The organism is Exiguobacterium sp. N4-1P, from assembly GCF_002214325.1.
The window spans coordinates 2,620,075-2,639,774 of the sequence record NZ_CP022236.1 but is presented as its reverse complement, the minus strand read 5'-3'; the positions used below and the strand labels follow the sequence as shown (position 1 = coordinate 2,639,774).

Sequence of the window (19,700 nt, the reverse complement as noted above, 5' to 3'; positions counted from 1 at the left end):
CGATCGATAGCGTTTATCGATTGTCCTTTTTGTATGAAGTGTGTAGTTGAAATCAAGCATTCGGATGGCGCAATGGCAAGTCGACGGTGAAAGTCGATCCTTCACCTTCGATGGATTCGACGTGGATTTCACCGTCATGAGCACGGGCGATTTCGCGACAAATCGATAGACCCAGTCCAGTCCCGCCGATTTTGCGTGTATCCGAGTTATCGACCCGGTAGAATTTTTGGAATAATTCACCCATCGCAGAAGTCGGAATCCCGATTCCGTGGTCACGAATCGCGACGGAAGCCTGCGTATCGCGAACCGCTAATTCGATATCGATGGCTCCGCCGGCCGGTGAATATTTGATGGCATTGTTGATTAGGTTCCCGAACAATTGACGGATTTTTTTCGCATCGCCTTCGATTAACAGATGCGTTACATCGTGTGAGACGGTAATCACATGAGTCGTCGAAGAGAGACCGTGGAATTGTTTCAGGTCTTCAATCAGTTCGACTAAATCAAACGATTCAAACTCATATTCCTGACGGTCTGCTTCCATCCGTTGTAAATCCAGGAAATCGTTAATCAGTAGAGATAAGCGTTTTGTCTCTGAGTGAACGGCTTCGAGGTAAGTCTTTTGCCGCTTCGGTGACAGCTCACGTTCAATCATCAATTCGGTAAATCCGTAAATCGATGACAAGGGTGTCCGTAATTCGTGCGAAATCGTTGAAACGAGTTCATTTTTTAAACGATCGATTTCGACTTCGTTCGTGACGTCACGCATAACGAGCATGATGCCACGGAACTGACCACCGTAGTGGATTTTTTCAGAATACGTTTTGATGAAACGTTTTTCCTGATCGATCGAGAACAGGATACCTTCACCGGTTTTGTGCTCAATAAAGGTTTGATGCAAATAACGCTCAAACTCAGGCAGTTGGTCAACCCGGTATTTTAAATTGACGATTGATTCATCAATATCAAGCAACCAGTCGACTTCCGAATCTTGTTCGATTGAATGGTTGAATAGATCAAGTAACGGCCGGTTAATTAACTGATTGGAGCCGTCCGGTTCAATGTAGACGACGGACTCACGGATTGAGTTTAGAAGACGGGATGTCTTCTCACGTTCACGGTCAATCTCATCAAACGTTCGCATCCGAAGCAGGGATAGGGCGAGTTGACGTGAGAAGGTCGCAAGTTCTTCTTGTTCTTGTTTGTTGAAGGCCATGTCTAGACGCATTAAATAGATATAGGCAATGATTTCATCCGTACTCGGATCAAGAACCGGAGTAACGGCTAAGGCGCGTTCAGCATTTTGTGCCGTATGCGGTATCTTATCACGGCGCGCTTGACGGATTAATGGTTCAATCGTCGCGATCAAGGTGTCCTGTTCTTGATCTGTCATCGCGTGCGAGATGATATTGGTTACAGTCGTTCCTTCTTTAAAGATAAGTGATCCATGCGTCGACCCTGTAATTTCAACCATTTTTTCGATGACAGCAGGATAAGCCGTCACGGAGTCACGGGAAGCAAGCGTCTCTGTCAGTTGGTTCCGTATTTTTAGTAATGCTTCATTGCGTAACGTCACTTTGAGTGCTTGTTCCAAGTTATCGTTCGTCGACATCAGGCGATGCTTGTTATCAATCAGGGCGGATGCCATCTGATGAAACGATTTACTAAGTTCGCCGATTTCGTCAGAGCGTTCAATCGGAATCAGTGGTGCTGTATGTTGTCCTTGCGCGAGCAATTTACTTTCTTTACTCAGCAGTTGGATTTGACGCGTCGTCCGTTCGATGAAAGGACGAACGAGGAGTAACACGACGAGAAACAGGACTGCTAGGTTGATTAACCAGATCCAACCGGCGTATTTCGTCTGTTGAACGAGTTGGTCTTTTGCTGTTGCTTCCTTTGCGTTTAAGCTGTTTCGGTAACTCGTAAAGACACTTTCCATCGTGTTGACACTCGTGCGCATCGTTTCGCTATCGGAAGCATCCATTTTAAATTTCCGGTCAGGGTCTGACGGAATGTCTGGCATCATTGCTTTTAAACTCGGCATCTCAAGAAACGTTTCATCAATCGCTCCTGACTGTTTCGCTTGGACGTAACGGATGAGACTCGGCATGACGAATTTCGTATACGACGTATAGAGCGATCGGATGTCAGTCGCATAAATTTGATCAGCTTCATAAATCCGATTTTGTTCGAACCATTTCGTCTGGCGCTCGAGTGATGCTTGTTTCGACTCGATCACATCCATGACGGCGTCATCTCCGAAGACGACATAGCCCCTGACTTCATACTGAAGCGACTGCCATGTATCCCAGAGCTTCGTCGCGCGGTCTTCTCTGGTGCTGATATCGTCAATCCTACTTTCGGCATTAGCGACTTGATGATTTGTATAAAAGTAAGCAGCAATCGAGGTCGTTGAAAGTACAAGTAAGATAAGATAAAAAGCGAACATGATTTGCCGACTGATTTTTTTATTTAACCATTTATTCATATAATTTTTAAATGCTCCTTTACGTCAGCGTATATATGCATTAGATGTAACTTGTGTACATATTTTTCTTATCATAATCGTACATTTTTTAGACTTAAAAATATAGAAGAAAAATTAAAATATCTTTAATATGAGAAATTAACATTAGAAAAGACATACTGATTGAAAGTATGCCTGAGCGTAGAATTGACCTTAGTTAAGTTAGTGTTTTACTTGAATGGCTTGGGTGAAGTGACCGGATCATGCTTCTGCGACGACGACCTTCCCGATCGTCTTCCCACTTTCGACGAGACGATGGGCTTCTTTTAAGTTTGCTGCATTGATGTCGGTCAAGGTTTTCGTGACCGTCGTTTCTAACTCCTCTGCATCGATCCACGCCGCGACTTGCGTCAAGATATCGTGTTGGCGCATCATGTCAGGCGTTTGGAACAGGGACCGGGTGAACATGAATTCCCAGACGAAGTTCGCACTCTTCTGTTGCAAGGCACTTAAATCAAGCAATTTGTCGGTCTCGACGATGCTGCAAATACTTCCTTGCGGCGCAATGACATCGACCATCGCTTCAAAATGCTGATCGGTCGCATTCAAACAAAAGATGTAGTCGACGTACGAATAGCCGAGTGCTTCCAGTTGCGGGCGGAAGTCCTCATGGTGGTTGATCGTATGGTGTGCCCCGTGTGCTTTCGCCCAGTCGATCGTTTCACTGCGCGAAGCCGTCCCGATGACGGTCAGTCCGGCTTTGTTCGCGAGTTGCGTCGCGATGGAACCGACACCTCCGGCTGCACCGACGATTAAAATCGTCTTGTCGAGGTTCGACTTGGCGTCAAACGAGATATGGAGGCGATCGGTTAATGCTTCGTATGCCGTCAGTGTTGTCAACGGCAACGCCGCCGCTTCGGCGAACGTCAACCGTTTCGGTTTTTTCGCGACGATTCGCTCGTCGACGAGTTGGAACGTACTGTTTGATCCCGGACGGTTGATGGCACCTGCATAATAGACTTCGTCACCGACTTCGAACCGTCCGACGTCATTCCCGACTTCGACGATGATTCCGGCAGCATCATACCCGATGACTTTCGGTTCCGTTTCATCTTGACCGTGTGCCCGGACTTTCGTATCGACCGGATTGACGGAAACGGCTTTGACTTCGACGAGTACATCATGACCAGTCGCTTCCGGACGTGGCAGTTCAAGATTAATCAAACTATTCTCTTCTGTAATCGGCAAGTGTTGGTGAAATCCAACGGCTTTCATCTGTGTCATCTGTCGTCATCCTTTCCTGTTTCAGGTATCTCTTCAAAATGTTCCACCGTGTAGCTGAAATGAAACGTCTACAGAAAGAAGGAAACACTAACGCTTTGAATGCTAATTGTGCGTCAACAAAAAAAGCCCCATCGATCAGACGACGCATTTAAAGATGCGCAGCCGTGTGAGTAAGGGGCTTTTTGAATGAGTATTATAATGCAGGTGTTTTTGTCGGGGCGACTCCAGTAGTTGCGTAAGTTGCATCGATGTCTTGGCGGATTTTTTTGATCGGTGTTCCTTGTTGGTAGGCGACGATGGATTGTGCCGCGATATCGAGACATGTCCCGCATGTGATGCCGTGTGTCGTCCACGTCGTTTCACCTGCTGCTGTCTGATCGGCGATGAAACAGTCATAGTTACTCGTATGACCGGCTGTCTCACCGCATCCACAGTAACACGGCATCTTTTCAAGTAAGTCTTGATGCTTGGCGACGGCAAGATAAATCGTTTGGATCGATTCATCGGTTTCTTTTAAGAAAGCGGGTGCAATCGTCTTGGCACTCGTTTTTTCGAGTTGATCCCCTGCACCGTGCGTCTCGTGCTCTGCATGTTCTGTGCTCATCTGCTTGTCTGTATGTTGTTCCGCTGGGGCACAAGCGCCGAGCGCTAGACTTGCCGTCAACGTTAGTGTAAACCAACGTACTTGTCGTTTCATGAACTTCCCTCCAAATCGATTTCCTCTATCAGTCAGTATACCGTGTCGTTTAATCGATTTGAGAGGGGGATGATGACGATTTAATGACTAACTCATTTCAATTGTTGTTCAATCGTATCGAAGTTCGCTTCCATCATCGTCAAATAGGTCGATCCGTCTTTTCCTTCGGCACCGAGTGAATCGGTGTAGAGCGTACCACCGATCGGGACGCCGGTTTCACGCGAGACAGTTTCCATGCTCCGACGATCGACGCTCGTTTCGACGAACAGGACGGGAATCTCTTGTTGTTTAATCAAGTCGACGACGCGGCGAACTTGATCCGGCGTCCCTTGGTTATCTGAATTGATTTCCCAAATGTAATCGGCTTTAAAATCGTAAGCATCGCTAAAGTATTTAAAAGCACCTTCGCTCGTAATCAGGTGACGTTGTTCTTCCGGTATCCGGGCAAAGCGTTCTTTTGCTCGCGTATCGAGTGTTTCAAGTTCTTGAATATAGGACGATGCATTTTTTTCATAATCAGCTTTATGTTCCGGGTCTTCTTTAATGAGACCGTCTTTGACATTTTCGACATACTGAATTCCGTTTTGAAGATCGAGCCATGCATGGGGATCGGTTTCCTGTTCTTTCCCTTTAGATGTCAGGTACTTCGGATCGACACCTTGACTCAGTTCATAGACAGGAGCATCTTTATCGTCTTTGTTCGTACTTGAACGTAATTTGTTGAACCATGAACCTCCAGCTTCAAGGTTGAGTCCGTTGTAAAAGACGACATCGGCATCTGCCATTTTTCGAACATCCGTCGGAAGCGGGTCATATTCATGCGGGTTTGCTCCGATTTTGACCATACTATGGACCTCGACGTGTTCACCGCCGACGACGCGGGCCATGTCCTCTAAAATCGAATAGGTCGTGACGACCTGAAGTTTATCGTTGTCTGTTGATTCACTTGAACATCCAGCGAGTAGCGCGCTGAGACCGACGAGTGGAATGAGCGTTTTTAATTTCATGAAGCAACCTCCTTTGTTGATGTTTTCCATTTCCGCATCAAGCCGTGGCGCGGAGAAAAAATGAAGACGAGCGCAAACAATGCGGTTGCGACGAGAACAATCGACGCACCGGAAGACAGATTGTACGTGAAGCTCAAGTAAAGACCGATGATGGCGGAAATCGTTCCGAAGCTGGCTGACAGGAAAATCATCCGTGAGAGCCGGTTCGTCAACAGATAGGCTGTCGCAGCAGGCGTAATCAGCATCGCGACGACGAGAATGATGCCGACGGTCTGTAAGGAGGCGACCGTGACGAGCGTCAACATCATCATCAATAAATAATGGATAAATCGTGTCGAAAGACCGTAGGCAGCTGCCATCGTCGGGTCGAACGAGGTCACGAGTAATTCCTTGTAAAAGAGATAAATGCCACCGAGAACGAGGATACCGATGATGAGGGTCATCCACATATCACTCGGACGGACAGCGAGCACGTTACCGAACAGGATGTGGTACAGGTCGCTGCTACTGCGTAAAAATGAAATCAGGATAATCCCGAGAGCGAAGGCGGACGTAAAGAGAATCCCGATCGCTGTATCATTCTTGATACGACTGTTTTGGCTGACGAATCCAATTCCGAGTGCCGTCAACAGACCCGTCGCGACCGCTCCGATGAAGAAGTTGATTCCAAGCAAGTAGGAAATCGCGACACCGGGTAAGACGGCGTGCGAAATCGCGTCGCCCATCAAAGACATGCCGCGCAAAATGATGAAACATCCGATCACGCCGCAAATCACACCGACCATGATGGACGTGATGAGTGCTTTTTGTAAAAAATCGTATTGAAAAATCGCTTCGATGAAATTCATGAGGAGACCTCCGCTTTCTTCAAGAAGGCAAGTGGATTCCCGTAAGCCCCTTCAATCGTATCTGCTTGCAAGACCTCTTCCGGTCGACCGTACGCGATTACCGTCTTGTTAAGGAGTAATAATTCGTCAAAATAATCAGCTGCCTTACTCAAATCGTGATGGACGACGATGATCGTTTTGCCTTCGTCACGCAACGTGCGCAGGAGATCGATGATGACACGTTCACTGACGACATCGACACCGACGAACGGTTCGTCGAGTAATAAAAGTTCAGCTTCCTGGGCAAGCGCACGAGCTAAGAAGACCCGTTGTTGCTGTCCACCAGACAGTTCACCGATTTGGCGGTCGGCGAACTCGCTCATGCCGACGCGTTCGAGACAAGCACTCGCAAAAGCGCGGTGGTGTTTGTTCGGTCGTTTGAACAACCCGAGCTTCGGATAACAACCGATCAGTACGGCATCGAGGACACGAATCGGAAAATCCCAATCGATGACACTCCGTTGCGGGACATAGGCGATTTGAGTTCGCGTCGCATCAATCGTTTGTCCGAGCAGGGTGATTTTTTTAGCTTGCGCAGGAATCAACTCCATTAAGGCTTTGATGAACGTTGATTTCCCGGCCCCGTTCGGACCGATGATGCCGACGAGCTGACCGGATAAAATGTTTAACGACACATCTTCAAGTGCCGTCGTCTCAAAATAGGAGACAGATAAGTGTTCTACTTCTATGGCGTACATCGTACATGCTCCTTTCAAATTTTAATGAAGGTATAAAAAGTTTCCTTAGGGCAAAAAAAGAACTAAAAAAATTAGATTGCATAAAGTCATGTATCATTCGTTAAACTATAAATGTTTCCTTAGGGCAAACTTTAACGGGTTTGTCTGCAAATGTCAACTGGATTCAAAGGGGGGAGCTTTTGAACATCTCATGCTAAGATATAGAAGGAGAAAACGTGGGGGTGGTAACGTGAGTCAGTCGAATGAACAACAGTGGAAGTTATTGTTGCTGGATGCGCTGTTAAAAGAGCGTCGTGAACAAGCACAACAAGCGATTGAGGAAGTCTATCCCTATGACTTAGCAAAGCTTTATGTTGAGCTAGAACCAGTCGAGCAAGAACGGCTGCTTCGTTATCTCGATCACGAGCGTTTAGCAGATGTCATTGAGGAACTTGAGCTTGAACAACAATTAGAAGTCTTGCGTCGACTCGATGTCGAACATGCAGGTCACGTAATGGACTTGATGGAAAACGATGATTTAGTTGACCTCTTAGAAGAGCTGCAAGAAGAGGAAGTCGACCGCCTTCTGTCCGGTATGCGTCAGGATGAAGCGCTCGTCGTCCGAAACCTGCTGACCTATCCAGTCGAGACAGCCGGTCGCTTGATGACAAACCGTTTTATTTGGGTCCCGGAAGACTTCACGGTCGGAGAGACCGTCGAAAAGATGCGTGACTATATCGAGTATTCGGAAACGATTAATTATGTCTACGTCGTCAATCAGTTGAGTGAACTCGTCGGTGTCATCTCATACCGGAATTTAATTCTTGCGAATAATGCCGAGCAGATTGGTGACGTCATGGATCAAAAAGTCATCCGTGTATCGGCTGAAACCGATCAGGAAGATGTCGCGAAGATGTTCGAACGCTATGACCTCGTTTCGTTACCTGTCGTCGAAGGCGATGTACTCGTCGGTCTGATTACGGTCGATGATGCGTTAGATGTTTTACGGGAAGAAGCGAATGAGGACATCGAGAAGCTGGCAGCGTCCGGTAAGTCGATTGATTTTGAGACGAAACCACTGATTGCCGCAACACGTCGGTTGCCTTGGTTGATTTTATTACTGTTCATCGGCCTCGTTTCCGGTTCGATCATCAGTCAGTTTGAGGAGACACTATCGAAAGTCGTTGCGCTCGCCTTCTTCATGCCGATGATTGCCGGGATGACCGGAAACACAGGAACGCAATCACTTGCGGTCGTTGTCCGGGGGTTGATTACACGGGAAGTCGACAAAAAGGTCGTTACGCGTTTGATTTTACGGGAATTCCGCGTCGGTTTAATCATCGGGGTGACGTGTGGAATTTTAATCGCCATCATTGCCTATGTCTGGCAGGGAAATCCGATTCTTGGTCTCGTCGTCGGTAGTTCGTTAATCATCACGTTGATTTTCGGAACGCTCGCCGGGACAATCATTCCGCTGATTTTGCACCGGTTGAAGATTGACCCGGCGATTGCCTCGGGTCCACTCATTACGACGCTCAATGACATCTTGTCGTTACTCGTTTATTTCGGGATTGCGACTGCCTTTATCAATCATTTGATGTGAAACATTGAAGAAGCACGCCTGACGATATGTCAGGCGTGCTTCTTTCGTGTAGACGAAGTTGCAGTTGTGAAATGAGAGCGTCGTTCTTTTCGTTGTTTTCCCCGCAGGAGTCAACGAAACATGATGCTTTTTAGGCGTGTCGCTTTGAAGACGAGAAAGCGCTATAAGGCAGTGCACCTACATGAACTCTTCGACCTCGATAAGCGATACATCGCCTGAATCAAGGCGTCATCCGTGTCCAAACAGCGAGCGGACCGATATCATCAAATCCGGCTTCGAGTGCTGTGATCAGTTGATCGCCATACTCGTAGCCAACGATTCGTTGCCCGGGAAAATGGGCTGAACTGAGCCGAATGACATCGTCCCATAAGCGCTCGTCTAGATAATCCGATGTTAAATGCGAAAGTCCCGTCGTCTGTCCGTTCGAAAAAGCGATAAAGGCAGCTTGTTGTTGATCGGAGAAAAACAGGCGGACCTCTTTTCGATTGAATAGGTCACGTGGTAAGTCATGGACGTCGACGAGTTTGAAAAACTGTTCTGCAAGCCGCACGTTTGTCACGACCGTCCAGTCAGGCGGCAGGGCCAGACGATCATAAATCGGTTGGCGTGCAATCCACTCTGCTGTAAAGAGATGAGTCAGACCGTCTTTTGAAAAATCATAGCTCGCCGTACAATCTTTGATACTGCTTGCTGTATCGAACGTCAAGTGTTGATGGGGCGTCCGAATCATCACTTCTGGATACAGTGCAGGCACGTCTCCGGTCGCAATCCATTGATCGTCCGTTTCCTTTACGGTACAGCCGTGGAGCTCACAGATGAGCCGACACCAGTCGAAGTTGTTTTGAATCGCGGCTTGTCGCATCGGACGTTCTCCCTTCATCAATCTTCGTCGGGTTGCTTAATCAATACGTACGAGAGGGTAGCAATCAAGGTCAGGAACAGACCGCATCCAATCGTAATGTAGGCCATCGTGAAGATTTTACTAAGTGTCGTCGTCGGGACGAACGTCGGGTGACCGATCGTACTGAGCGTCGTGATGCAGAAATAGAGAGCATCGACGATCGATAAATTTTCTTCGGTGCTATAGAAAATTGTTCCGGAAACTAACGTCAACAAACAGAGGAACAGGAGTCCCTGGAAATAAGAAATCTGAAACGCTCGTCGAATGCCTTTGAACAACCGTGAAAAAATCGCTAAAAATGAAATCATACAAATCTCCTTAATGCTGACGCAATGTTTTGTCCATCGTATCATGAATCCGGTAATCATTTTTACCGTTGTTTTTGACGTCATACATCGCCTGGTCTGCATGGTGAATCAATGTATCAAGGTTGATCCCGTGGTCAGGTGAAAAACTGATCCCGATACTCGTTCGGATGTCGATTAATTCTTCAGCTAGCGTGAAAGGATTGACTTGGAACCGCTCGAGCAAGGACGTCGCGAAGTGGTGCAGCTGTTCTGGTGTCTGGTCATAGAGCAATAAGAAAAATTCATCGCCTCCGACACGTGCCGCAAATCCGATTTCTGCAACATGTTCTTCTAGCAGCTGTGCGATGTGAATTAAATATTCATCACCGATTTGATGACCGAACGTATCGTTGATCGCTTTGAATCCGTCGAGATCGACGACGGCAATCGAGCAACTCGCGTGTTGTAAGAGTTCCGCCGCGGCTGTTTCGTAAAAGCTGCGTCGGTTCGGAATCTTCGTCAAGGGATCGTTATAGGCGAAGAAACGAATCGCTTGTTCCGCCTCTTTCGAAGCTTGAATGTCACGAATGAGCAACATCCCATGCAGTTCTTGTTCGATGAAAACGAAATCCCCATCCATGACGACATACCGTTCCTGTTTTTGAATCGTCGCGACTTTCGTTTCGTATTCGATGAATTGATTAGAAGAGTCAAAGTGGTGTGTGTAATGTTCGAGCCAGTCCGTTCGCTTGTTTTGCGGCAAGTAATCAAGGAACGACTGTCCGACGAGTTCCGTTTCTTCGAGCAGTTGATAGGCGGCCGGATTAGCACTTTCGATGACGCCACTGCGGTCTAGAAGAACGATGGCTGACGGGTTCAAGTTGTAGAGTGTCGCGAAGCGTGTTTGATAAGAAGCCAAGAAATCAAATCGACGCATTGACATCGTGATGGCAGCCGCCCAAAAGAGTCCGCCATACATATACGCATACGGTGGGATCTTGCCGTAAAACGAAAAGTAACCGAACAAAATGTTCCAGATGAGTGTGAGCGAAGCAGCGAAAATCAGTAAGGTGATAATCCCCCGCCGCGCATCGTTTAATTGTTTGCGTGTATAAACAAGTAACGTGAAGACCAAGGTGTGAAACACGTTTCCGACGGTGATTGTAATTAAATAAGATGAATTGAATTCTGGGTAGATGAACAGACCGACTTGTTCAAAACGTTGGCTGTTGATGACATTCGTTTGAAAGAGATAAGTTACGAGGACGATGAGCATCGGTGCATAAAAAATCCCGGGATACAAAAAACGGGGGATTTTTTTTCGAAGATTTGAGACACGAAAGATAAAGTGAAGAGACGTACTAAATACAAGTAATCCGGCATTTCCGAACCAGTACGTCACGAAAGCCGGACTCATTTCAATCGGCGAAGCATTTCGGAAAAATTCGCCTAAGAACATCATCCCGTAAGCAAATGTGAACAGACTTAACAGGCGGTGTTCCGCTCGTTTCGGATTGCGTAAGAAAATGTCGACGGACATATAAAACATGATGAACGTGGGTAGTAGATAAACCGCGGTAAACAAAAATAATGTCGTCATGACAAGACCGCCCTTTCTAAGCTGTAGGTATATAGTCTCAGTATAGGACGTCTGACGAGAGGATGACGGCGTTTTTTTTACAAGAGGGAAATCATTCAAGATTTAATGTCAATTGACGTGTCTTCATGATACCGATTAATCCAGACGGATCGGCAGATGTCTTATGCGCGACGAAAGCCTCGTCGACCGGTGTCGTGCGGACGCGCAACGGTTTTGGTTCTTTCATGTGGACGAGGGCATAAACCAACTCAGCGATTTCACACGATGCTTGGCGCGTCGCATGGTGTTTCCGGTACAGACGTAAATAATTTTCGACGATTGGTTTAAAATCATCCTCATGCAAGCCGCCTGACTGCTCGAGCTGGTCAAGAACGTTTGCCGTGAAGTTCGTCTCGACGGCACCGGGCTCAATCAGTGTCACATCAATTGAAAAGAACGGTTTGTAATAGGTCGCGAGGCTTTCGAGTAAACCTTCGACGGCAAATTTGCTCGCACAATAAATTTCATTGAGTGGTTGTCCGACGAGTCCGCTCGTACTTGAAGTCGCGAGCAAGTGACTCCCGTGCGGTGCCGCTTTTAACAGGGGCAGACACTGTTCAATCGTTCGCATCACGCCAAAGACGTTCGTCTCAAACAGTTGGTTGATCTCATAACTCGTCGCCTGCCCGATTGCCCGCAGTAAGCCTTGGCCGGCATTACAAAACAAGACATCGAGATGACCGACCTCTTGTTCGATTTGGTGAGAAGCTGCTTTCAAACTTTTCGTATCCGTGACATCAAGTGTAATGAAGCGAAGGTGAGTGGAACTAAAGTCTTCAAGTGTTTCCGTTCGTTCGCGTACCCCCGCGTAAACTGTCCATCCGGATTCAGCAAAGCGACGAGCTGTCGCTAATCCGATTCCTGACGAGGCACCCGTAATTAACATGGATTTCATATCGTCGTCCCTCCTTATCTAATGTGGCATTAGTTTCCTTTACCCGAATCTGGATACGTTTTATTTGCATTAAAATTGCAATTTTTAATGAAAAAAATTAAAATAAAGGAAAGAATTGAATATAAGGAAGGTGCTTTATGGGTCAAGCAGAACGATTACAAAAGATGCGTGAATGGATTAAGACGACGCCGGAGCTGACGCTCGATCAACTGGTCGAAACGTATCAAATTTCGCGGGATACAGCACGGCGTGACATCATTCAACTGGAAAGTGAAGGCGATATCATTCGCATCAAAAACGGGCTTGTTCGTGCGGGGGCGAAGCGCACCTTGAAGTACGATCAACGGACGGAGCAACCAGAGAAGGAACGGATTGCAAAACGGGCCTCGATGCGAATCAAGCAGGATGACCGGATTGTACTCGATGCGGCGACGACGGTCGCGAAGATGACGGCGTATATTCCGTTCTATTCCTTACAGGTCATCACCAATTCACTCGAAATCGCGGAGCAGATCGGCGAACGGGCAAACGTCGACTTGTATGTCACGGGTGGTAAGTTCGATCCGCATGCGAAGAGTCTCGTCGGTATCAAAACAGCGGATGACATCCTGCATTATCAAGTCGACCGCGTGTTTCTCGGAGCGTGTGGACTGACAAGTGAAGGGGTGTTCGCAGAAAATTTAGAAGAAGCGATTGTCAAAAAGGCGATGATTCGGAGCGGGGCAGAAGTGATCGTCTTAGCCGATCGGACGAAGTTTGACAAACGTTTTTTCCATAAAGTCTGTAGCTTAGAACAACTCGATGTCCTGATTACGAACGAGCGCCCATCTGCGGATTGGGAAGAACGACTACATCAAGCAGACGTCACGATTGAAGTGGCGAAGGAGGAATTGACATGACACCGATTCAAACCACGATTGTCGGATTCGGCTTTTCAGCTGTAACGTTCCATGCCCCGTTACTCGAGGCGTTACCCGAATTCCATGTGCGACAAGTCGTCTCACGTGACGCAGGAAAAGTCCACCGTGTCTTTCCGGAAGCGCGTGTCGTTACGACGCTCGACGAGGCCTTGCACGATCAAGCGACAGAGCTCGTCGTCATCACGACGCCGACAGGTCTTCATTTCGAGATGGCGAAGCAAGCAATCGAAGCAAACAAACATGTCTTACTCGAAAAACCGGCCGTTGTTACGATTGAGGAAGGGGAGGCGCTACTGGCACTTGCCGAACAACATCGGGTGCATGTCGCCGTGTATCACAACCGTCGCTATGACGGTGACTTCCTGACGGTCGAGCAATTGATAGAAGCCAATGAAATCGGTGATTGGCAACTTCTCGAATCACGTTTTGACCGTTACCGTCCGGTCGTCCGTGACCGCTGGCGGGAGAAGCAGGGAGCGGGTTCCGGCATCTTGTTTGATCTCGGTTCCCATTTGATTGACCAAGCGCTTGCCTTGTTCGGTGAACCGGACGAATTGACGGGTGACGTCTTGATGCAACGTGACGGGGCAGAGACGGATGACGGCTTCCATATCACGCTGCACTATGGCAAACGCCGGGTGATTCTTCGCTCGACATCGTTCGTTCAAGGACCGACACCACGTTTTGAGTTGCACGGTACGCGGGGAAGCTATGTGAAATACGGGATGGACCCGCAGGAAGCGCGACTTGCTTCAGGGCGGGAAGCGGACGGGACATTAGGTGAGGACGACCCGGAGGGCTTTGGTCATCTGCAGCTGGCAGAACAGGCAGCAGAACGGCTGGAAACGCTATCCGGAAACTACCTCGGCTATTACCGCGACTTAGCGGACGGGTTAGCGACAGGACGACTGCCGGTCGACTTGCATGATGCTTTGAAGACAATGAAGCTGATCGAAGCCGTCCGCAAAAGCAGTGAAGATGGGCGGACGATCTGTCGGAAGGAGTGGGACAGATGAACATCGAAACTTTACTCGAACAAGAACAACAGCTCGTCTTGACGAGTTTGACGAATCAAGAGGCGATTGCTGCCGGACAATACGTCATTGAGCGGGCACTGCGCGAAGAGTTAGCGGTTGCCGTCGAAATCAAACGCAATGGGCAACGTCTCTATTACGCGGCACTCGAAGGAACGGCTCCCGATCAAGAAGAATGGATTCGCCGTAAATCAAACGTCGTCACCCGTCACGGACATAGCTCGCTCTACATGCGTGTCTACAATAAACTGAAACAACGGTCCTACCATACGATGTACGCCGTTGCGCCAGGCGATTATGCGGATGCGGGGGGATCGTTTCCGATTCGGGTCGCAGGCGTCGGGATCATCGGTACACTGACCGTGTCAGGGTTGTCGCAAGAGGCCGATCATCAATTAGCGATCGATGCGTTGACTTTTTTAAAACAACGAATGGCGTAAGGAAAAACCGTGTCCCCGATTCAGGGAACACGGTCTTTTCGATTGTTAAAAATAAAAAATGTTTCTTATATCTGTTTCCGATTGTTCGATTTTACTAGTTCGTGGGTGACTTTCTCACCGGATGCAGGTACGAATCCGAGGCGCCGATAAAAACCATCTGCGGCATCAGAGAAGAGTACGAGCCGGTCGTAACTTAAGAAAGCTTCCCGAATCATTTTCTCGAGTAAGCTCGTTCCGACTCCTTTGGACCGTGCTTCAGGTAAAACATAGACGTGGCGAATCCGGCCGGTCGAAGCTTCGTGCGGTTGTTTCGTATAACCACCACAGGCGATGGGTTGCCCCATCGGCGAAAGAACGATGAATAGCGCCTCACCGGTCTCTTGAAAGGTTTCATCGCGACGATTTCGTAACATGTACTCAATAAATTGAAATCCTTCCTGCGAGCTTTTCGCAAGTAAAGGCAACCAATTATAGCTGTCAAAATCGTTTACTCGTTCAACTGTCATCTCCATCGTCAATTCCTCCTTCTTCTCCCTCCATTATTCCTTTTTTAGTGAGGACAGAAACACAAAAATGAAGCAAATTAATCTTTTTTCGAATAGAGACTGGATTTTTAAAAGCCATTTTGCGTATAATGAGAAGTAATGGATTGAACGCAAATGAAAGGAAGTGGCCGTCACAATGAGCCTCAGCCGTTTGAGTAAAGAAAAAATTACTGAACTTTCACTGATTGAATTCGTCAATGAAATGCTTCAAGAAGCTGGCGAACAGCCAATCACTTTCGATGACATCACGAAAGAAATTGAAAAGTATCATTCGTTTACAGGTGAAGAAGACAAGTTCGAGAAACTTGCTCAACTCTATACAGACATGAACATCGACGGAAACTTCGTTAACGTCGGAGCAAACCGTTGGTCACTCCGTGCTTGGTATCCGTTTGATAAATCAGACGAGGATCTCGTCATCGAAGCACGTCAACGTGGTGAACTCGATGAGTTCGAAGAAGAGTTCAACTATGACGCAGAAGAAGATGAATTCGAGACGATCGAAGATGACCTCGATACATTTGCGAAGACAGCGGACTATGATTCAGCTGACGACACAGAAGACGATTCTTTCAAGAAAGTTGCAGCAATCGACGATCTTGAAGATGATTTAGAAGAAGACGATCTCGAAGACTTCGAGGACGATGAAGAAGAAGTATAAACAACCGTACAGCTGCGATTTCGAGTAAGAAATCGTAGTTTTTTCATTGACGGCTGACTAAGGACGAAAGATTTTTATTTGTTAAAAATCTGCTTGACGAAGTTTTCGGAATGACGTAAGTTAGTCATGGGCTTCTTTAAGCAACGTGCTTAATTTCAGCAAAAGTGTCTCCTGCAAATGGGGGCACTTTTGCTTTTTTTATTTTATTAGACCTCTGCTAGATTTTTGGACTTGAGAAGGGAGCATTTTATTCATGACAAAGTATATTTTCGTAACCGGTGGGGTAGTATCTTCGCTTGGAAAAGGAATCACGGCTGCTTCACTCGCACGGTTGCTCAAAAACCGTGGTCTGAACGTCACGATTCAAAAATTTGACCCATACATCAACATCGATCCAGGTACGATGAGCCCATATCAACACGGTGAAGTATTCGTAACGGATGATGGCGCTGAGACCGATCTTGATTTAGGTCACTACGAGCGTTTCATCGACATCAACTTGAGCCAAAACGCAAACGTGACATCCGGTCGCATCTATTCGACAGTTCTCAAAAAAGAGCGTCGCGGTGATTACAACGGTGGAACGGTTCAGGTCATTCCGCACATCACGAATGAAATCAAGGATCGTGTCTTCCGTGCCGGTAAAGAGACAGGCGCAGATGTCGTCATCACGGAGATTGGTGGAACAGTAGGGGATATCGAGTCGCTTCCGTTCATCGAGGCCATTCGCCAAGTCAAGAACGATATCGGAAAAGAAAACGTCATGTATGTTCACTGTACGCTCGTCCCGTATCTTGCAGCAGCAGGTGAATTGAAAACGAAACCGACACAACACAGTGTCAAAGAACTCCGCAGCTACGGAATTCAGCCGGATATTATCGTGCTTCGTTCAGAGCATGCGGTCCCGCAAGAAATGAAAGATAAAATCGCACTCTTCTGTGATACACGTCCGGAAGCCGTCATCGAAGCACAAGATGCATCGACATTATACGAAGTACCGCTCAACTTGCAACGTCAAGGCATGGATCAACTCGTTTGCGATTACTTCAAGTTCGATACACCGTCAGCTGACATGACAGCGTGGAAGCAACTCGTCCATACGGTGACGCATCTTGAGAAGAAAACGAAGATTGCACTCGTCGGAAAATACGTTGAGCTCCGTGACGCGTACATCTCAGTTGCTGAATCGCTCAAACACGCCGGTTTCGCCTTCAATAGTGACATCGACATCGACTGGATCAATGCAGAAGACGTGACGCGTGAAAACGTCGCCGAATTACTTGGTTCAGCAGATGGAATTCTCGTTCCAGGCGGATTCGGAGAACGCGGCATCGAAGGAAAAATCGAAGCGACACGTTTCGCACGTGAAAACAACGTTCCGTTCTTCGGCATCTGTCTCGGCATGCAGCTTGCAACAGTCGAATTCGCACGTAACGTCTTGAACCTCGAAGGGGCACACTCGGCTGAAATTGACCCGTCGACACCATATCCGATCATCGACTTGCTCCCTGAACAAAAGGACATCGAAGATCTCGGTGGAACGCTTCGTCTCGGTCTGTACCCGTGTAAGCTTGAAGAAGGTTCAAAAGCACGTGCGGCGTATTCGAGCGAGCTTGTCTACGAACGTCACCGTCACCGTTACGAGTTCGGGAACGAGTTCCGTGAGCAGTTCGAAGCGAACGGCATGATTTTCTCGGGTACGAGTCCGGACGGCCGTCTCGTTGAAATCATCGAGATTCCAGAACATAAATGGTTCGTCGCGTGTCAGTTCCACCCGGAATTGATTTCACGTCCAGAACGTCCGCAAGCACTCTTCCATGACTTCATCCGAGCGTCACTTGGAGAATAAGAAGTAGGACGAGCAAATCAACCCCCTGTCTCCAAGCGGAAACAGGGGGTTTTGGCGTGTAGACAAACTCTTATGAAGCGTCAAGAGTCTGCATGAGCTTGCTGTCATGACAAGCTTTCCTGTCTCGACTCGTCTTCAAAACGTCTGCATCACTTGTCTTTCCCTACGATATTGCCTAAAAAGCGTTTTTTTTCGTTTTTGCCGCTGCTAGCGCGAAATCGCATCTTTCCCTGTAGGAGTCACAGGCTACGAATCTATGATTGTGAAGGGGACATATCTCTAAAATTTCAATGATTCCGTAGTTTAAGGACGCTTTTTAAATTTATCTGCTATAATGATAGCGAATTCATTCCTACAAATTTAAGTGGAAGGTGTAGATAGCGATGACCGCCAAGTATAAGCAAGTTGCAGAACAAATCGAGACGGATATCGTAAATCACGTCTATCAACATACAAACAAGTTGCTCACAGAAGACGAATACGCGACAAAATATGGAATCAGCCGTAATACTGTCCGAAAAGCGATTGAGATTCTTGTGAATAAAGGATATGTCTATCAAGTACAAGGGAGTGGGGTGTTCGTTCGGGATCATTACAACAGCGATTATGTGAATCTCGAAAAACTCCAAGGATTGACTAGTGACTTTAGTGGACGGAAAGTCGAGACGCGTGTCCTTGCGTTTGAGCAGACGACAGCAAACGAAGAAGTTGCAGAACGAATGAAGTGTCCGGTCGGAACCCCCGTTTATTACGTCAAGCGTCTTCGTCTGGTCGACGATCATCCTTTTTCAGTCGAGGATTCCTATTTTCGTAAAAGTTTAGTCATTTACCTTGATGAAAACATCATTCAGAAATCAATTTATAACTATTTACGTAATGATCAAAAACTCGCGATTGGCTTTGCTGATCGCGTCATCTATGCTGATTTTTTGAAATTAGATGACGCAGTATTACTCGAGCTGAAAGAAGATGATCCAGCCTTGCTCGTCGACAACACTGTGTATTTAACGAATGGTCAAATCTTTGACGTATCACGTGCTACACATCATTTTCGACATGTCAAAATGCTTAAAGTCTCCAATATTAAATCATGAACGTAGGCGAGAGAGTCATCTCGCTTACGTTTTTTTGTTCACATTTTATTCAATAAGAAAGGGTTTACATAAAATTTAACGCGTGCTATTATCAACTTGTAGAATTTGTACCTATGAATTTTAGTTATCCATACAAAAAGGAGAGATACAATGGTTTCTGAAACGATTGACATTACACCGGAAGATATATTTGGTCTCATCGCCCTCTCGGGAGACGCGAAAGCCAGTTACCACCAGGCAATGCTCCTCATGCAAGAAGGGAAAGTCGCGGAAGCGAATGAAGCGGTCAAGACAGGGGATGCAACATTAAAAGAAGCGCACGGCATCCAAACGAAATTCGTCACGCTTGAAGCGCAAGGGAAAACAGCTACAGTAGGTGTCTTGATGGTACATGCTCAAGATCATTTGATGAATACGATTCTTGTAAAAGAAATGCTCGGATACATGATGAATATGCAAAACGAAATCAACCAACTGAAGGGAATGGATCAAAAATGATGAAAATCGGACTTTTCTGTGCAGCAGGTATGTCAACAAGTATGTTAGTGGAAAAAATGAAAGCGGTTGCTACTGAACGTGGTCTTGAAACGGAAATCGCAGCGTACCCGGAATCGGAAATGGAAACGTATGTGGATACAATCGATGTTGCGCTCCTTGGACCACAAGTCAAATATTTACTTGCGAAAGGTAAACAAATCTGTGAACCAAAAGGTGTTCCGATTGATGTCATCAATACGGTTGACTACGGCATGATGAACGGAACAAAAGTACTGGACCATGCGATCAAACTCGCAAATAAATAAACGGGGTGAC

The 19,700-nt window shown here is 47.0% G+C and carries 20 protein-coding genes; 9 read left to right on the top strand and 11 right to left on the bottom strand.

From position 1 onward, the window contains the following. Positions 1-52 precede the first annotated feature (52 nt). The 6 genes from A0126_RS13425 to A0126_RS13400 form a co-directional block, all read right to left on the bottom strand. Positions 53-2,488 (bottom strand): HAMP domain-containing sensor histidine kinase, encoded by a 2,436-nt coding sequence (locus A0126_RS13425; RefSeq protein ID WP_088838018.1) that lies wholly within the window; start codon positions 2,486-2,488, stop codon positions 53-55. Positions 2,489-2,728: 240 nt separating this feature from the next. Further along, positions 2,729-3,751, bottom strand: coding sequence for a zinc-binding alcohol dehydrogenase family protein (locus tag A0126_RS13420; RefSeq protein ID WP_088838017.1), 1,023 nt, complete (start codon positions 3,749-3,751; stop codon positions 2,729-2,731). 193 nt (positions 3,752-3,944) lie between these two features. Beyond that, a complete protein-coding gene (locus A0126_RS13415) occupies positions 3,945-4,448 on the bottom strand; it encodes a PCYCGC motif-containing (lipo)protein (protein WP_088838016.1) in 504 nt (167 codons plus the stop codon). Positions 4,449-4,540: 92 nt separating this feature from the next. Then, the gene (locus A0126_RS13410; RefSeq protein WP_088838015.1) at positions 4,541-5,455 is read right to left on the bottom strand and encodes a metal ABC transporter substrate-binding protein; all 915 of its coding nucleotides are present in this window, start codon (positions 5,453-5,455) and stop codon (positions 4,541-4,543) included. After that, positions 5,452-6,303 carry a metal ABC transporter permease gene (locus A0126_RS13405; protein WP_088838014.1) on the bottom strand — a complete coding sequence of 284 codons (852 nt, stop codon included), beginning with the start codon at positions 6,301-6,303 and terminating at the stop codon, positions 5,452-5,454. Before A0126_RS13405 ends, A0126_RS13410 begins: the two co-directional genes overlap by 4 nt. Beyond that, positions 6,300-7,040, bottom strand: coding sequence for a metal ABC transporter ATP-binding protein (locus tag A0126_RS13400; RefSeq protein WP_088838013.1), 741 nt, complete (start codon positions 7,038-7,040; stop codon positions 6,300-6,302). Before A0126_RS13400 ends, A0126_RS13405 begins: the two co-directional genes overlap by 4 nt. 229 nt (positions 7,041-7,269) lie before the next feature. Here A0126_RS13400 and mgtE point away from each other — a divergent pair, with 229 nt between their 5' ends. Then, entirely contained in the window at positions 7,270-8,622 is a 1,353-nt protein-coding gene (mgtE, locus tag A0126_RS13395; protein WP_088838012.1) for a magnesium transporter, read from the top strand. Positions 8,623-8,842: 220 nt separating this feature from the next. Here mgtE and A0126_RS13390 read toward each other — a convergent pair whose 3' ends face one another. From A0126_RS13390 to A0126_RS13375, 4 genes are all read right to left on the bottom strand, one after another. After that, on the bottom strand, positions 8,843-9,484 hold the full coding sequence (locus A0126_RS13390; RefSeq protein ID WP_088838011.1) for a hypothetical protein: 642 nt from the start codon (positions 9,482-9,484) through the stop codon (positions 8,843-8,845). Positions 9,485-9,501: 17 nt separating this feature from the next. Then, a complete protein-coding gene (locus tag A0126_RS13385) occupies positions 9,502-9,831 on the bottom strand; it encodes a potassium channel family protein (RefSeq protein ID WP_029331830.1) in 330 nt (109 codons plus the stop codon). Positions 9,832-9,841: 10 nt separating this feature from the next. Next, complete coding sequence (locus A0126_RS13380; protein ID WP_088838010.1) at positions 9,842-11,410, bottom strand: GGDEF domain-containing protein; 1,569 nt, start codon at positions 11,408-11,410, stop codon at positions 9,842-9,844. A 91-nt stretch (positions 11,411-11,501) separates the two neighbouring features. After that, the gene (locus A0126_RS13375) at positions 11,502-12,344 is read right to left on the bottom strand and encodes an SDR family NAD(P)-dependent oxidoreductase (protein WP_088838009.1); all 843 of its coding nucleotides are present in this window, start codon (positions 12,342-12,344) and stop codon (positions 11,502-11,504) included. 137 nt (positions 12,345-12,481) lie between these two features. On the opposite strand from A0126_RS13375, the gene A0126_RS13370 reads away from it, so the two are divergent. From A0126_RS13370 to A0126_RS13360, 3 genes are read left to right on the top strand one after another with little or no spacing between them, the layout of a single operon-like run. Then, a complete protein-coding gene (locus A0126_RS13370; protein ID WP_088838008.1) occupies positions 12,482-13,243 on the top strand; it encodes a DeoR/GlpR family DNA-binding transcription regulator in 762 nt (253 codons plus the stop codon). Continuing rightward, positions 13,240-14,280: an oxidoreductase gene (locus A0126_RS13365; RefSeq protein ID WP_088838007.1), complete on the top strand. Its 1,041-nt coding sequence runs from the start codon at positions 13,240-13,242 to the stop codon at positions 14,278-14,280. Before A0126_RS13370 ends, A0126_RS13365 begins: the two co-directional genes overlap by 4 nt. Continuing rightward, on the top strand, positions 14,277-14,738 hold the full coding sequence (locus tag A0126_RS13360) for a heme-degrading domain-containing protein (RefSeq protein WP_088838006.1): 462 nt from the start codon (positions 14,277-14,279) through the stop codon (positions 14,736-14,738). Before A0126_RS13365 ends, A0126_RS13360 begins: the two co-directional genes overlap by 4 nt. 65 nt (positions 14,739-14,803) lie before the next feature. On the opposite strand, the gene A0126_RS13355 is transcribed toward A0126_RS13360, so the two are convergent. Next, the gene (locus tag A0126_RS13355) at positions 14,804-15,250 is read right to left on the bottom strand and encodes a GNAT family N-acetyltransferase (protein ID WP_088838005.1); all 447 of its coding nucleotides are present in this window, start codon (positions 15,248-15,250) and stop codon (positions 14,804-14,806) included. A gap of 184 nt (positions 15,251-15,434) precedes the next feature. On the opposite strand from A0126_RS13355, the gene rpoE reads away from it, so the two are divergent. The 5 genes from rpoE to A0126_RS13330 all read left to right on the top strand — a co-directional run bounded on the left by rpoE (position 15,435) and on the right by A0126_RS13330 (position 19,690). Then, positions 15,435-15,944, top strand: a complete 510-nt coding sequence (gene rpoE, locus A0126_RS13350; RefSeq protein WP_239456773.1) for a DNA-directed RNA polymerase subunit delta — start codon at positions 15,435-15,437, stop codon at positions 15,942-15,944. A 253-nt stretch (positions 15,945-16,197) separates the two neighbouring features. After that, positions 16,198-17,793 carry a CTP synthase gene (locus A0126_RS13345; protein WP_029331814.1) on the top strand — a complete coding sequence of 532 codons (1,596 nt, stop codon included), beginning with the start codon at positions 16,198-16,200 and terminating at the stop codon, positions 17,791-17,793. A 383-nt stretch (positions 17,794-18,176) separates the two neighbouring features. After that, positions 18,177-18,887: a GntR family transcriptional regulator gene (locus tag A0126_RS13340; protein ID WP_088838004.1), complete on the top strand. Its 711-nt coding sequence runs from the start codon at positions 18,177-18,179 to the stop codon at positions 18,885-18,887. Positions 18,888-19,037: 150 nt separating this feature from the next. After that, complete coding sequence (locus tag A0126_RS13335; protein WP_029331812.1) at positions 19,038-19,385, top strand: PTS lactose/cellobiose transporter subunit IIA; 348 nt, start codon at positions 19,038-19,040, stop codon at positions 19,383-19,385. Next, positions 19,382-19,690, top strand: coding sequence for a PTS sugar transporter subunit IIB (locus tag A0126_RS13330; protein ID WP_029331810.1), 309 nt, complete (start codon positions 19,382-19,384; stop codon positions 19,688-19,690). The genes A0126_RS13335 and A0126_RS13330 overlap by 4 nt, the downstream gene beginning before the upstream one ends. The last annotated feature ends 10 nt before the right edge of the window (positions 19,691-19,700 follow it).

Excerpts from the sequence above, each read along its gene's own strand:
- A0126_RS13370 (WP_088838008.1), top strand. The coding sequence starts at position 12,482 with ATGGGTCAAGCAGAACGATTACAAAAGATGCGTGAATGGATTAAGACG.
- A0126_RS13330 (WP_029331810.1), top strand. The coding sequence starts at position 19,382 with ATGATGAAAATCGGACTTTTCTGTGCAGCAGGTATGTCAACAAGTATG.
- A0126_RS13345 (WP_029331814.1), top strand. The coding sequence starts at position 16,198 with ATGACAAAGTATATTTTCGTAACCGGTGGGGTAGTATCTTCGCTTGGA.
- A0126_RS13385 (WP_029331830.1), bottom strand. The coding sequence starts at position 9,831 with ATGATTTCATTTTTAGCGATTTTTTCACGGTTGTTCAAAGGCATTCGA.
- A0126_RS13410 (WP_088838015.1), bottom strand. The coding sequence starts at position 5,455 with ATGAAATTAAAAACGCTCATTCCACTCGTCGGTCTCAGCGCGCTACTC.
- A0126_RS13405 (WP_088838014.1), bottom strand. The coding sequence starts at position 6,303 with ATGAATTTCATCGAAGCGATTTTTCAATACGATTTTTTACAAAAAGCA.
- A0126_RS13375 (WP_088838009.1), bottom strand. The coding sequence starts at position 12,344 with ATGAAATCCATGTTAATTACGGGTGCCTCGTCAGGAATCGGATTAGCG.
- A0126_RS13425 (WP_088838018.1), bottom strand. The coding sequence starts at position 2,488 with ATGAATAAATGGTTAAATAAAAAAATCAGTCGGCAAATCATGTTCGCT.
- A0126_RS13355 (WP_088838005.1), bottom strand. The coding sequence starts at position 15,250 with ATGGAGATGACAGTTGAACGAGTAAACGATTTTGACAGCTATAATTGG.
- A0126_RS13360 (WP_088838006.1), top strand. The coding sequence starts at position 14,277 with ATGAACATCGAAACTTTACTCGAACAAGAACAACAGCTCGTCTTGACG.
- A0126_RS13335 (WP_029331812.1), top strand. The coding sequence starts at position 19,038 with ATGGTTTCTGAAACGATTGACATTACACCGGAAGATATATTTGGTCTC.
- A0126_RS13365 (WP_088838007.1), top strand. The coding sequence starts at position 13,240 with ATGACACCGATTCAAACCACGATTGTCGGATTCGGCTTTTCAGCTGTA.
- A0126_RS13400 (WP_088838013.1), bottom strand. The coding sequence starts at position 7,040 with ATGTACGCCATAGAAGTAGAACACTTATCTGTCTCCTATTTTGAGACG.
- A0126_RS13380 (WP_088838010.1), bottom strand. The coding sequence starts at position 11,410 with ATGACGACATTATTTTTGTTTACCGCGGTTTATCTACTACCCACGTTC.
- A0126_RS13415 (WP_088838016.1), bottom strand. The coding sequence starts at position 4,448 with ATGAAACGACAAGTACGTTGGTTTACACTAACGTTGACGGCAAGTCTA.
- A0126_RS13390 (WP_088838011.1), bottom strand. The coding sequence starts at position 9,484 with ATGCGACAAGCCGCGATTCAAAACAACTTCGACTGGTGTCGGCTCATC.
- A0126_RS13420 (WP_088838017.1), bottom strand. The coding sequence starts at position 3,751 with ATGACACAGATGAAAGCCGTTGGATTTCACCAACACTTGCCGATTACA.
- A0126_RS13340 (WP_088838004.1), top strand. The coding sequence starts at position 18,177 with ATGACCGCCAAGTATAAGCAAGTTGCAGAACAAATCGAGACGGATATC.